Raw genomic sequence first — 13936 nt, forward strand, 5'->3', positions numbered from 1 at the left:
GGCACATCGGTGACACATCCTCCGGCTGCTGTCACCGGCCCGATGTAGCATGCGCGGACATCGAAACCGAGGAGACCTGCGTGCCGGATTCCCCCGACCTCGCCTTCCCCGTCGACCAGGTGCGTGACGCCGGTGCGGCCATCATGTCCGCAGTCGCGACGGTCGTCGACGGCAAGACCGACGCCATCCGCACGGCGCTGACGGTGATGCTCGCCGAAGGACACCTGCTGGTCGAGGACGTGCCCGGCGTCGGCAAGACCGTGCTGGCGAAGGCCCTCGGCGCCTCGGTCGGCGGATCGGTGAACCGCATCCAGTTCACGTCGGACATGCTGCCGTCGGACGTCACCGGGGTGAACATCTTCGACCAGTCCTCCGGGACCTTCCGGTTCTCGCCCGGTCCGGTGTTCGCGAACGTCGTGATCGGCGACGAGATCAACCGCACGAGCCCGAAGACCCAGTCGGCCCTGCTCGAGGCGATGGCCGAGTCGCAGGTGACCGTCGACGGCGTGACGCGTGCACTCGACTCGCCGTTCATGATCGTCGCCACCCAGAACCCGGTCGACATGGAGGGCACCTACCCGCTGCCCGAGGCGCAGCGCGACCGCTTCATGGCGCGCATCGCGATGGGGTACCCGAGCGTCGAGGCCGAACGCCGCATGCTCACCGCTCGTGGTGGTCGGGACCCGCTGGAGTCGGTGCGGCCCGTCGTCGACGTGGCGACCCTGCGGAGCATGGTGCGGGCCGTCCGTCAGGTGCACATCGCTCCCGACGTCGAGGCCTACGTCATCGCGATCGTCCGGGCCACCCGGACCCATCCCGACCTGGTGCTCGGTGCCAGCCCGCGTGCGACGTTGCACCTGGCCCAGGCGACCCGCGCACACGCCGCGCTGCTCGGCCGACCGTTCGTGACCCCGGACGACGTCGCCGAGCTCGCGCCGATCGTGCTGGCACACCGCCTGGTCCCGGTCGCTCGTGGACTCGGGGGTTCCGCCGAGGACACCGCGCGGGAGATCGTCGTCCGCGTCGTCGCCGAGACCGCCGTGCCCTTCACCGCCGCACCCGTCCGCTCCTGATGTCCCGCACGCCGGTGGGCTCGCCGATGCTCCGACGCGCGGGAGCCGCGCATTCGGTGCTGTCGCGGTGGGCACGCCGGGCGAGCTCCATGCTGCGGCGGACGCCCTTTCCGCGACCCACCGCGCGCGGCTGGACCGTCGTGGCGGTCGGCATCGGCCTGGTCGGGGGCGGGCTCGTCGCCACCACGAGCGTCGCCGTCTCGGCGGGGCTCCTGCTGCTGGTCCTGGTCGTGCTGGGCTTCGCCATGGCGTACCTGGTGGCGGCGCCGCTCCGTGGGAACCGGACGGCACCGCGGGCGATGGTGCAGGTCGGCGAGGTGTACCGGGAGCGGATCACCCTGCGCGGCTCCACGGTGACCTTCGCACCGCGCTCGACGCTGCTCGTCCGCGAACAGCTCGACGACGCCTTCGCCAGCGTGTCCGAAGCCGAGGCGTACGTGGAGGTCGGACCCGCCGTGCCGCCCGCCGTGTTCGAGGTCGAGGCCCTCGCGATGCACCGCGGTCGCACTGCCGTCGGCCCGGTGACCATCCGCGTCGAGGACCCGTTCGGGCTGCTCCGCATCGACCGCCCCGTCGTCGCCGCCGAAGAGGTCGTCGTGGTCCCCGCGTCCACCCCGCTGTCCGCGATGGACACCGGTGCGCTCGCCGGGGCCGTCTCCGCCGACGAGGGCCGTGTCGGTCAGGGCGGATCGGCCGACGACAGTGAACTGCGGCCGTACCGACCGGGCGACCCGATCCGCCGCGTGCACTGGGGCCAGAGTGCCCGGCGCGGTGAGCTCCACGTCCGACAGACCACCCAGGCCCAGCCGCCCGAGGCCGTGATCGCACTCGACCTCCGCCGCGAGTCGTACCAGCGGCTCGGGCGCGACGACCTCGCCGAGCTCTCCGACCTGGGCGGCGACCAGGCGTTCGAGCACGCGGTCGTCGTCGCGGCCAGCGTCGCCCGGGCGCTGGCGGCGCGGACCTCGCGCGTGGTCCTCGTGACCGACGACCTCGGCGGGGCCACTCGACACACCGGGGACGCCGGCGGACTGACCGACGTGCTGGTCGGCCTGGCGGACGTGCAGGTCCGGAGCGACGCCCGCGCGGTCACCGACGTCCTGCCCGAGGTGCGTGGGCGTGACGTCCACGGCATGACGGCGGTCGTGACCGGCCACTGCACCGCCGAGCAGGCCGCGGAACTCGTGTCCTCGACGAGCGGGTCCAGCCGCGGGATCCTCGCGACGATCGTGCCGCCGGAGCCCGTCGTCCGGGGCATCCTCGACCGCGGGGGGTGGCGGACGCTCGTCGTGTCCGTCCCCGGGACCGGAGTGACACGATGACCGCGCACGACACGGGTGCCCGGCCGGGCGGCCCCGGCCGCCGTGGCTCCGGCTCTGACCGTCAGGGCCCCGGCCCCGGCCCCGGCTCCGGTGGCGCCGGTGCCGGCGACCGCCGCCGTGCTGACGTCCGCGAGATCCTCGAGCGGGAGGACCCGGCGCGCGGCCCCTCCACCTGGGTCGTCGCCCTCGCCCCGGCCCCCGTGCTCATCGCCGCGTTGGCGTTCCGCCCGCTCGTGCAGGGCATCGCCTGGTGGACCTCCGCGGTCCTGATCGTCGTGGTGCTCGTCGGGGTGGTGCTGGCCGTCCGACGTCGGCCCGCCGGTGTGCGCTTCGTCGCCCTCGTCGCGACCCTGATCGCGAGCTCCTGCGCCGCGGCCCTGGTCAACGACATCCAGCCACTCGGGTGGATCGACGGGGACGGTGCCCTCGGGCAGACGATCGCTGCCATCCGGCTGAACCCCGCGCCGTTGCCCCAGACCGACGCCATCCGCCTGGTGGTCACCGTCGCCATCGCCTGGGTCGCGGCCACCTCGATCTTCCTGGCGACCGTCGCCCCCGCTGCAGCGCTGGCGGCCGCCCCCGCCCTCGTGATCCTGATCGTGCCCGGCGTCGTGACGGGCACCCCGGCGAGCACCGGCCTGGTCGTCGTCACCGGGCTGGCGTTCCTGGCGCTCCTCTGGCTGTCGGTCCGGCCGGTGCAACGCGCGCTGCCGGCCACCGTGGTCGGCGCGATCGCCCTCGTCGTGGCGGTCGGCCTGCCCTCGATCGTGCCGCTGAACGCCAGCTGGCTGTCCGGCGTCACGGGGGCGATCCAGTCGCCCATCCAGCCCGGGCGTCCCGGCACGCTGCTGAACCTCGGCCAGGACCTGCGGCGACCGAACGAGCTCGAGGTCTTCCGCTACCGCACCTCGGACGGGCAGCCCGAGTACCTCAAGCTCGCCGACCTCGACGACTTCGGCTCGGGTGACTGGGTACCGACGGTCACGGACGCCAGCAACGCCCCGACGGCCGACCAGCAGCAGTGGGCGGTCGGCATCAACCCGCGCCTGGCCAGCCGCGGCGACGTCACCGTGCGGATCACCGGCCTGTCGAGCAACTACCTGCCGGTGCCCGCGGGTGCGGTGTCGATCGAGTCGCAGTCGACGAACCTCGAGCTGAACCAGTGGCGCTGGATGGGCAGCTCGAACACCGTGCGGTCGACCGGGCCCGCCACCCGCCGCGGCGCCACCTACGAGGTCTACGGCGCGTCGACCTTCGCCAACGCCTACCTCGACGCCGTCGACGCCTCCGGCCGCCTGGCGCGCTTCGACGGGCAGGGCTGGCCCACCCCGACCGCCGCCGAACTCCGCACGGACCGGGTGCTGCCGAAGGACCTGCCGAAGAGCATCGCGGCGACGGCCGAGCGGGTCGCGGGCGGGGCGTCCACCCAGTACGAGCAGGCCCGCGCGCTCGAGCAGTGGTTCCGCAGCGACCTGTTCACGTACTCGGAGACCGCCCCGGTCCAGCAGGGCTACGACGGCGACAGCATGGACGTCGTCGCGAAGTTCCTGCAGGTCCGCGAGGGCTACTGCGTGCACTTCTCGTCCGCCATGGCCGTGATGGCCCGCACGCTCGGGATCCCGTCGCGCATCGCGGTCGGGTACCGGGCCGGCGGCACGGCGGAGGACGGCGAGTACACCGTCTCGAACCGGCAGCTCCACTCGTGGCCGGAGCTCTACATCAAGGGCGCCGGGTGGGTGGCCTTCGAGCCGACCCCGGACTCCGACGCGGCCGCCACGACGGACCCGCAGCCCTCGACGACGCCGACTGCCGCCACCCCCGAGACACCGCTGCCGGCACCCGACCAGGCCGCGCCGTCGACCGCGGCCACGCCGACCCCCACCGCGTCCGCCGAAGCCGGTGCCGCAGCCGCACGCGGTGACGGCGGCTCGGGTCCGTGGGGGCTGTTGGTCGGGATCCTGGTCGCGCTGGCGGTGCTCGTCGCCCCGGCCGCCGTGCGCGGGGTACGTCGTCGAGCGCGCCTGACCGCGATCGCCGCCGGCAGGTCCCCGGCTGCCACCGCGTGGCGCGAGCTGCTGGACGACGTGGCCGACCACGGCTACGCGCCGGGGCTCGCACCGCCGGGGGACGCCGCCGCGGCAGCCCGCACCGCGCGTGCGGTGCTGGGACGGCTGCGTGCCTCCGTGCCGCCGACGGTGGTCGCGCACCTGGAGACCGTCGTCGACGCCATCGACCTGGAGCGCTACGCCGCTCCGGGCGCGGGCGGTGCGGGTGGTGGCGCTGCGGGTGGTGGCGCTGACGGTGCACGGCTGGTCGCCGTCGTCCGGGAGGCCCGGGTCGCCCTCGACGCGTCCGTCGCCCTGCCGACGCGGTTGCGCTCCCGCCTGCTCCCGCCGAGCCTGACGCCGTCGTCCGCCTGGTCCCCCGAGGGCCGGCGCCGCCGGCCCGCGTAGCGCGCGGCCGCGGCCGCGCGGCCGCGCTGCGCGCCCCGCCGCGCACCGCCGCCCTGCCGCGCCCCGCCGCGCCCCGCGCCCCGTGCGGGTTCGTCCGAGTGGTACGACGTTGGTGCCCCGCACGGGGCCGTCACGGCTGCACGGGATTGCTCGGCAGCTGACGCGCGTCGCACCGTGCGCCAGCGGCGGCGTGGTGCGGGTCTGTTCGGTGGTGCCGCGAGAGTCGGGTGGTGCGGTGTCGTTGCGGGGCACGGAGCCGATGAACTCGCACGGTGCGGCGCGCGGCGGCGGTGCGGCGCCCCGGGCCGGCGCGGCGGCGCGGCCGCGCTCAGCGGCGGCGGATGACGGCCTCGACGAGGGCGGCCACGACCTCGCCGGGCTCGGTGTCCGGCAGCGCGGGGGAGTCGAACACCAGGCCGACGTTCGTCGCGATGAGCGCCTGGGACAGGACGCCGAGGGGCATCCCCGGGTCGACCTCCGGATGCGCCTCGAACCACAGCCGCACGAGCCGCTCGACGCCCTCCTGAAGCACCCGCCGTGCCCGGACGAACTCGGGCATGAACTCCGGGTGCCGGATCGCGTACCCACGGAACTCCGACAGCAGCGCGAACTGGGCGCTCTGGTCGTGCCGCCCGAACGCCGTCCGGACCACGTCGCCGATGTCGGTCGTGGCGATGTCGGCGTGCACCAGGTCGTCGAGCGCACCGAGCACCAGGTTCGTCGCGCGCTGCATGACCTGGGCGACCAGGTCCTCCTTCGACGAGAAGTTCGAGTAGACGGCGCCCTTGCTGAACCCGGCGCGGGCAGCGACGTCGTCGAGCCGTGCCTCGTGGACGCCCTGCTCGGCGAAGGCGTCGGCGCCCGCGGTGAGCAGGCGCTCCCGGACCTCGGCGCGGGGCATCCGGGTCGGGCCCGTCGTCGTGGGCCCGGTCACGGTCGTCCCGGTCGGCGGGCGGTCGTCGGGAGAGGCGTCGTCGCTCATCTGGTCCTGCTTCAGACGGTGCCCCTGACCGCAGGGAACGGGCAGTGGCGGGCGTGGGCGGACGTGGTGGTCGATCGGTACGTCCGCGTCGGTGCGGCGCGGCCCCGGGAACCTCCCGCGCCGCGCGTCTGACCACGCGCGGTGCGGTGGAGCCCCCAGTGGCTGCACACCCCGTGTCGTTCCGACCGGTACCGCCGCGTTCGGGTCGCGTCGGTGTCGCACCGGGTCCTGCGTGCATGCAGGACGACGCCGGGATGAGGTACGCCGAGCATTCGATACCCGGCGGTTTCGATGGTAGACCGCGAGGCCCGCTCACGGAAGGGTGGCGACGTGATCGGGACAACGGCCGGGCGTGCCGGTCACCGCGTCCGGCGTGGGGGCAGGGTGACCGCCGACCGAGGAGGCCCGACCGTCAGTGCTCGTCGTCGGTGTGCACGCTGCCGGCACCGGTCCGACGCCCCGGACGTCGCAGCAACCGGACGGCATCGGGCCGGAGCCCGCGACCCCGACGCAGCAACGAGGCGAGCGTCGACTGCGGCTGCCACTCGCGGCCGTTCGGCAGCCCCCAGCCCCACCGCACCGCACCCCAGCGGAGCACGAGCGACAGCACCACGGCGGCGACGATCCCGATCGTGGGGGAGCCGAGCGCCGACGCGACGACCATCACCGCCGAGGCGGCGACGGCCACGGACGCGTAGAGCGCGTTCCCGCCGAACACCGCCGGCACGCGGCGCAGCAGCAGGTCACGCCCCACCCCGCCGCCCACCGCGGTGATCGTCCCCATGATGATCGCCGCGGGCCACTCGAGTCCGGCGTCGAACGTCCGCTGCACCCCGACCACCGCCCAGAACCCGATCACCGCGGCGTCCAGGAACGTGAAGAGGCGGTCCCACCCGCGTTCGGAGAACGACACGAGGAAGGCGACGAGTGCCCCGGCGACGGCGACCGGCACGTACAGCGGATCGGTCAGCGCGACGGGCGGCCCGTTCTGCAGCAGGACGTCACGGAGCATGCCACCGCCGAGACCCGAGACGAACCCCACGACCAGGAACCCGAACAGGTCGAGGTCCATCGACCGGGCCACCGCGCCACCGAGCAGCGCGGACGCGAACACCCCGGCCAGGTCGAGCACGTTCGTGACGGCGGCCAGCCCGTCCGCCGAGAGGAAGTTCATGAGAACCATCAAACCCCACGCCACCGAGGTCGACGGGAGCACTGAGGTAAGGGTAGCCTTCCCTTCGTCATGCTTGCCACCCTCGTCATCGGTCTCCGCGAAGGCCTCGAAGCCACGCTCATCGTCGGCATCATCGCCGCGTTCCTGCGCCGCAACCGCGCACCGCTGGCGCCGATGTGGACCGGCGTCGGGATCGCCGTCGCCCTGAGCATCGCCGTCGGCTTCGGGCTGCAGGCCGTCGAGCAGGCGCTGCCGCAGGCCCAGCAGGAGGGCATGGAGGCGGTGATCGGCATCGTCGCGGTCGTCTTCGTCACCGGGATGATCGTCTGGATGCGCACCCACGCGCGGCACCTCACCCGCGAGCTCGAGTCCAGCGCCGCCGAAGCGCTCGGCCGTGGCACCGCGTGGGCGCTCGCCGGCATGGCGTTCCTCGCCGTCCTGAAGGAGGGCTTCGAGACGTCGGTCTTCCTCCTCGCCACGTTCCAGGCCTCGAGCGACACCGGACTCGCCGCCCTCGGCGCGGTCGTCGGCATCGCCGTGGCGGTCGCCGTCGGGTGGGGCATCTACACCGGCGGCGTGCGGCTCGACCTGGGCAGGTTCTTCACCGGCACCGGCGTCTTCCTGGTCTTCGTCGCCGCGGGCCTGGTGCTGACCGTGATCCGTCGGGCGCACGAGGCCGGCTGGATCGTCATCGGACAGCAGCCCACGCTCGACCTGCGCTGGCTCGCGCCGAACGGCTCCGTCCAGGGCGCCCTGGTCACCGGGGTGCTCGGCATCCCGCCGGACCCGCGGGTCATCGAGGTGCTCGGCTGGGTCCTCTACGTCGTCCCCGTCCTGGCGATCTCCCTGTGGCCGCGCGCGTGGCGCCCGACCCCCGCGCGCGTCCCCGCCGTCCGCGGTGGGATCGCCGCGACCCTCGCAGTCGCTGCCGCCGTGCTGGCGATCGCGGTGCCGACCGGCGGCGTGCGGGTCCCGGACGCCGTCGCGGTGACGGGGGACGCCACGTCCGCCACGGCACAGGTCGACGGGGCGAGCGCGGTCCTCACGACCACGGGCCACGGCCGGGAGGCCCGGGTGGACTTCCCGGCATCGACCCACCGCAGCGTCACCCGCGCCGGGATCGCGGCCGACCGCTGGCGCGCGACCCGCGACGACGGCACCGACGGCGAGCCCGCCTCGCTGACGCTCGACGACCTGGTCGGGATCTTCGGCCGCATCCCCGTCGGCATCTCGCCCTCCACGAACCCCGGCCCGTTCCGAGCCACCTGGTCGGTGTCGACGACGACGACGCTCTGGACGGCTGGTGGTGGGGTCCTGGACGCGACCAGCGACCAACGCTCGGTGCTCACGCTGCGTGGTGGGGGCCTCCCGTCCGCGCGCACCACATCGGTCGACCGCACCGTCTTCGCCGTCCCGGACGCCCGGGTCCAACGGACCGCCGCCGCCGTGGCGGCCGCGGAACGCCGCACCGTCGAACTCGCGCTCTGGAAGGCCTGGTTGCCGATCGCCCTCGGCGTCGCGGCCGCCGTCCAGCTCGCCCTCGCCCTGCGCGACCGTCGCCGTCTGGCGAGGCCGACGCAGCACGACCCCGTACCCGTCCCTGCCCGCGGACCGCCCGCCGGGGACCCGACAAGGAGCACCGCCCATGCAGTTCGTTGAGCGCACCGTCCGACCCCTGACCGTGTTGGGCGGCCTCGGCGTCGTCACCGCCCTGGCCCTGACCGGGTGCGCAGCCACCCCGTCGTCCGGGACGGACGACGCCACCCCCGGCAAGGTCGCGCGGGTCTCGATCACGCTGACGAACGACGGCTCGGACAAGTGCGCGGTGTCGACCACGAAGGTCCCCGCCGGACCCGTCACGTTCACCGTGAAGAACGAGTCCTCGACCGCGATCACCGAGGTCGAACTCCTGCAGGACCAGCGCATCTTCGGCGAGAAGGAGAACCTCGCGCCGGGTCTGGCCGCAGTGTCGTTCACCAGCACGCTCGGCGGCGGGAAGTACCAGGTGTACTGCCCCGGAGCCGACACCGAGCTCACCGACTTCACCGTCACCGGCAAGGCCGCGTCGAGCGCGAACAGCAGCGCCTCGACGCTCCTGCAGCAGGGCGCGAAGGGCTACGGCGACTACGTCGACGCCCAGGTCGGCGACATGGTGACCGCGGTCCAGCAGCTGCAGAAGGACGTCGACGCCGGTGACCTCGACGCTGCCAAGAAGGACTACGCCGACGCCCGCCCGTACTACGAGCACGTCGAGAGCGACGTCGACGGCTTCGTCAAGAAGGGCTTCAAGGCCACCGACAACGCCGGCAACCTGGACTACCTGATCGACATGCGCGCGTCGAACCTCGACCCCGAGGTCGGCTGGAGCGGGTTCCACGCCGTCGAGCGCGACCTGTTCGAGGGCGGCGCGATCACCGACGCCACGAAGAAGACCGCGTCCGACCTGACCGCGAACGTCGAACTGCTCGCCAAGCTCGTGCCGACGCTGGACTACAAGCCCGAGGACCTGGCGAACGGTGCCGCCGGCCTGCTCGAGGAGGTCCAGTCGAACAAGATCTCCGGCGAGGAAGAGGCCTACAGCCACATCGACCTGGTCGACCTCGCGGCGAACGTCGAGGGTGCGCGACAGGCCTTCGCCTACCTCAAGCCGGGGCTGACGAAGACCGACCCGACGCTGACCAAGCAGATCAGCACGCAGTTCGACCAGACGAACACGCTGATGGACGGCTTCCGGAACGCCGGCGACCTCGGCGGGTTCGACAGCTGGACCGACGCGACGAAGGCCGAGCACGCGAACGCGATCTCGCAGCAGGTCCAAGCGCTGCAGGACCCGCTGTCCCGCCTGGCCGAGAAGGTCGCCACCGCGTGAGCGGGGTCTCCAGGCGCGGGCTGTTCGGGGCCGGACTCGCGGCGGCCGGTGCGGGCGTCGGCGCCGCGGCCGGTGTCGCCGGTGCCACCGCGGCCACGGGCGTCGACCCGTTCAGTGCGGCGGCGAACGGCGACGAGTCGATCGACCTGTCGCTGGCGCACCCGTTCTACGCGACCGCCGCCCGGCAGCCGCAGGGTGGCATCCGGACCGACCCGCAGCGCTACTGCGTGTTCATGACGTTCGACCTGTCGACCTCGGTCACGACGGACCTGCAGGTGCTGCTCGCCCGCTGGTCGGCCTCGATCGCCCAGCTGCAGGCGGGCAAGACCGTCGGCTCCGTCGAGCCCGCCCACGGTGACGGCGTCGGCGCGGACACCGGCGAGGCGCTCGACCTCGGCCCGGCGTCCCTGACGGTGACGGTCGGCCTCGGCCCCGGGGTGTTCGACGAGCGCTTCGGGTTGGCGTCCTCGCGGCCCGCGTCACTCGCGGCGATCCCGGCGCTGCCGAGCGACCGGCTGCAGGACGGCCTCACCGGCGGTGACCTGTCGCTCCAGGCGTGTGCCGACGACCCGCAGGTGGCGTACCACGCGGTGCGGGACCTGGCGCGGATCGCCCGGGGCACCGCGACCGTCCGCTGGACCGTGCTCGGGTTCGGGCGCGCGTCGGCCGGACCGTCGCAGACGACCCCGCGCAACCTGATGGGCTTCAAGGACGGCACCCGCAACATCACCACCGACGCGGACTACGACGAGTTCGTCTGGCTCGACGACGACGCGGGGTGGATGGCCGGCGGGACGTACCAGGTCGTGCGCAAGGTCCAGATGAACATCGAGATCTGGGACGCGGACGTCGTGAGCGACCAGCAGCGGGTGTTCGGCCGGACGAAGATCGAGGGCGGGCCGCTGTCCGGCGGGTCCGAGCACGCGACGCCGGACTTCCACGCGGCGGCGGCGTCGGGCGGCGGCACCGCGATCGACCCGCGGTCGCACGTGGCCCTGGCGGCGCACGAGAACAACGACGGCGTGAAGATCCTGCGCCGGGGCTACAACTACACGGACGGGCTGAACCAGTACGGGCAGCTCGACGCGGGGTTGTTCTTCGCGGCGTACATGAACGACCCGGAGCACTTCACCCGGATCCAGCGGCGGCTCGGCGCGGTCGACCGGCTCAACGAGTACATCGCCCACATCGGGTCCGCGGTGTTCGCGGTGCCGCCGGCGCCCCGCGCAGGGTCGTACATCGGCGAGCAGCTCTTCCGCTGACCCGCGCGGGCGTCAGCGCGGGCGCACAACACGCCGCTCAGTTCCGCCGAGGTCGCACGAAGTGTCGCCCGCCGGCGCCACGGGCGGCAGTTCGTGCGACCTCGGCGACCCGCGGACGGCGCGTTGTGCGACGTCGGCGGGCACAGCGGGCACGGGGGAGTGTGGATGGGTGTCCTCCGCCGTTTCCCTGGAGACGGAGGACACCCGCGCCACGGAGTCACGCGAAACGGAACCACCGCTCGCGAAGAGAGGCGACCCAGCGTGGCGCGTCGCGGGGCGACAGGGCCGAGGTTACCCGCCGTACCCGCAGAACGACAGGGATCGGCCGCGAACGGATACGCCCGGAGCGGACGCCGGACGCCGGACGCCGGACCCCGGACCCTGAACCCCAGCGCGAAGGACAGGACGCAGGACGCACCACGCCCCCGACCCGTCGGGCACCGTGCGACGTGCACGGTGTCCGGACGGACGGGGGCGTTGCGAGGAGTCAGGCCTCAGGCGCGAGCGCGACGGCGACGAGCGACCACCATCGCGGTGATGCCGGCGAGCAGCAGCAGCCCGGCGACGAGGGCCGGAGCGGCGAGCTCGGCACCCGTGTAGGCCAGGTTGCCCGCGCCGCGCGGGGTGGTCCCCGATGCACCAGCACCGACGACACCACCAGCACCAGCACCGGCGCCGTCACCAGCACCACCACCGGCGACCGGACCGGTGCCCGGGTCGGTCCCGGGGTCGGTGCCCGGGTCACCCGGGTCGACCGCCACCGCGAGCGGGACGGTCACGGGGAGCACGATGCGCGCGCTGCCGACGGTCACCACGAGCGGCTCGTCCGTCGTCGCAGCGGCGGTCACATCGGCCAGCGTGGACACGTCGGCGGCACGAGCAGCCGGAGCAGCCGCCGTCGTGGTCGGGACGGTGAAGTCGAGCGACGCCCGACCCTGCTCGTCCGTGGTGTCGACGATCGTCGGGTCGATGTCCGCCGTCGCGAGCACCTGGTCACCGGCACTGACCGAGACCGTCGTGGGCTGGCCCGCCGCGCTGCTGAACACCAGCGAGGACAGGTCCATGTGGATCGCGTCGCCCGGCTGGAACCCGCCCGCGGGCGTCGGCGTCATCTGCACGCCGACCGAGCGCTGGTCGTCGGCGACGATGCGGTCCTTCTGTGCCTGGAAGTAGGCGACCTGGGCCTCGAGGTCGACCGTGCCGCTGTCCTGCTTGGCGGCGGCGCTGGTGAAGGCGGTGAAGTTGTCGCCACCGGACGCCAGGAACGAGTTGACCGTGACCTTGTACGTGGTCGCGGGGTCGATCGGTGCACCGTTCAGCGTCATCGAGGTGATGTGCGACCCACTCGCGGCCTTCGGGTCGTACGTGTAGGAGAAGCCCTCCGAGACGCCGAGCTTCAGGAACGGACGGGTCAGACCGGCCGGCTGCCACTGCTGTTCGAGCGCCTGCTCGATCTGAGCGCCCGTCAGGTCGAGGACGACCAGGGTGTTCGCGAACGGCTGGACGACGGCGGCTTCCTTGTAGGTGACCGGTCCGCCCGCCAGGTCGGCACGCAGGCCACCCGGGTTCATGAAGGCGATCTGGGCCCCCTGGCGCGCCTCGGTGGCGCTGCGCTGGACCTCGGCGACGAAGTTGCCGAGCGTGGACTCGCCACCGCGGTTCTCGCTGCCGTTCGTCTGCACCGCGCGGCGCATGTCGACGTCGGTCGTCCCGAGCTCGACGGCACCGAGTTCGTCGGCCTTGGTGACCGCTGCGCTGACGGTGGCGGCGACCCCGGCGTCCGGCGCGAACGCACCCGTGGTACCGGAGATCAGCGGGATGTTGTCGCCCGTCGCGGTCACGGCGCCGTCAGCGGCGACCGTGAGCTGCAGGTGTCCGAGGTTGAAGCCGTACGACCCGGTCTGGATCACCGGACGCGGCACCGTGCCACCGGTCGGGACGACGTTGTGCACGTAGGTCTGGTGGGTGTGTCCGGACAGGATCGCGGACACGTCCGGGGTCACGCCACGCACGGCCTTGGCGAAGGCACTGTCGCCGGACAGGTCGCTGACCGCGCTGGTCTCGGCGCCGTCGTGCACGATGAGCACGAGCGCGTCGGCCTCGCCGTTGTCCGGGTTGCCGTCCTTGAGCTGCGCGGCGACGGCGTTCACGGACGAGGTGATGTCGGCCATCCGCAGCGTCGAGATGCCGTCGGGGCTGACGAGTCCGGTCAGGTCGACGGTCGCGCCGATGAAGCCGACCTGCTTGCCGCTGATCTCCTTGACCGAGTACGGCTTGAACGCGGGCTGGCCCGTCGTGGTGTCGATGATGTTCGCGGAGATGTAGTCCCACTTCGCGTTCCGGGCACCGTCGGGCCCGATGACGCGGTCCTGCAGGTCGGAGCGCCCGCCGTCGAGCTCGTGGTTGCCGATCGCGCTGACGGACAGGTCCATCGCGTTGAGCACGTCGATCGTCGGCTGGTCCTTCTGGATGAAGGACTCGAACGTCGAGGCGCCGATGTTGTCGCCCGCGCTCACGAATGCCGATCTGGTGGGGTCGTCCCCGCGGAGCTGCTTGAGCGCCCCCGCGAGCACGGCGGCGCCCGCGGCGTCACCGGCACGCGCGGTCGGCGTGCTGATGGACTGCGCGATGCGTCCGTGGAAGTCGTTGACGTCGTAGATGTCGATCGTCGTGTCGCCCTCGGCCGCGGTGGCGGCGGAGGGGACGGACAGGGCGACGAGGACGCCGGCGGTGGCCAGGGCGGCTCCGGCTGCGATGCCGCGCCGTCGGGAGGTCGGTTTCGTGTTCATCGTCACCGAACC

Annotated in this window: 9 protein-coding genes; 6 read left to right on the plus strand and 3 right to left on the minus strand. The window is 73.2% G+C overall.

What is annotated here, in order from left to right:
* The first annotated feature begins 143 nt into the window (after window positions 1–143).
* The 3 genes from BIU90_RS10075 to BIU90_RS10085 all read left to right on the plus strand — a co-directional run bounded on the left by BIU90_RS10075 (window position 144) and on the right by BIU90_RS10085 (window position 4848).
* On the plus strand, window positions 144–1073 hold the full coding sequence (locus BIU90_RS10075) for a MoxR family ATPase (protein WP_083403911.1): 930 nt from the start codon (window positions 144–146) through the stop codon (window positions 1071–1073).
* Window positions 1074–1213: 140 nt separating this feature from the next.
* Window positions 1214–2395, plus strand: coding sequence for a DUF58 domain-containing protein (locus tag BIU90_RS10080; RefSeq protein ID WP_071300089.1), 1182 nt, complete (start codon window positions 1214–1216; stop codon window positions 2393–2395).
* On the plus strand, window positions 2392–4848 hold the full coding sequence (locus BIU90_RS10085) for a DUF3488 and transglutaminase-like domain-containing protein (RefSeq protein WP_175470186.1): 2457 nt from the start codon (window positions 2392–2394) through the stop codon (window positions 4846–4848). The genes BIU90_RS10080 and BIU90_RS10085 overlap by 4 nt, the downstream gene beginning before the upstream one ends.
* A gap of 328 nt (window positions 4849–5176) precedes the next feature.
* Here BIU90_RS10085 and BIU90_RS10090 read toward each other — a convergent pair whose 3' ends face one another.
* On the minus strand, window positions 5177–5830 hold the full coding sequence (locus BIU90_RS10090) for a TetR/AcrR family transcriptional regulator (RefSeq protein WP_071300091.1): 654 nt from the start codon (window positions 5828–5830) through the stop codon (window positions 5177–5179).
* Window positions 5831–6242: 412 nt separating this feature from the next.
* On the minus strand, window positions 6243–7004 hold the full coding sequence (locus tag BIU90_RS10095) for a trimeric intracellular cation channel family protein (protein WP_071300092.1): 762 nt from the start codon (window positions 7002–7004) through the stop codon (window positions 6243–6245).
* Window positions 7005–7073: 69 nt separating this feature from the next.
* Between BIU90_RS10095 and efeU the strand changes: the two genes are divergently transcribed.
* The 3 genes from efeU to BIU90_RS10110 are packed head-to-tail and all read left to right on the plus strand — an operon-like array spanning window position 7074 to window position 11135.
* Window positions 7074–8663: an iron uptake transporter permease EfeU gene (gene efeU, locus BIU90_RS10100; RefSeq protein WP_071300093.1), complete on the plus strand. Its 1590-nt coding sequence runs from the start codon at window positions 7074–7076 to the stop codon at window positions 8661–8663.
* The gene (gene efeO, locus BIU90_RS10105) at window positions 8650–9873 is read left to right on the plus strand and encodes an iron uptake system protein EfeO (RefSeq protein ID WP_071300094.1); all 1224 of its coding nucleotides are present in this window, start codon (window positions 8650–8652) and stop codon (window positions 9871–9873) included. Before efeU ends, efeO begins: the two co-directional genes overlap by 14 nt.
* Window positions 9870–11135, plus strand: a complete 1266-nt coding sequence (locus BIU90_RS10110; RefSeq protein WP_071300095.1) for a Dyp-type peroxidase — start codon at window positions 9870–9872, stop codon at window positions 11133–11135. The genes efeO and BIU90_RS10110 overlap by 4 nt, the downstream gene beginning before the upstream one ends.
* A 494-nt stretch (window positions 11136–11629) precedes the next feature.
* Here the strand turns inward: BIU90_RS10110 and BIU90_RS10115 are convergent, their stop codons facing one another.
* The gene (locus BIU90_RS10115; RefSeq protein WP_083403912.1) at window positions 11630–13924 is read right to left on the minus strand and encodes a bifunctional UDP-sugar hydrolase/5'-nucleotidase; all 2295 of its coding nucleotides are present in this window, start codon (window positions 13922–13924) and stop codon (window positions 11630–11632) included.
* Window positions 13925–13936 lie beyond the last annotated feature (12 nt).

Origin of the sequence: Curtobacterium sp. MCBA15_001, from assembly GCF_001864835.1 — a bacterium.
Lineage (GTDB): Bacteria > Actinomycetota > Actinomycetes > Actinomycetales > Microbacteriaceae > Curtobacterium.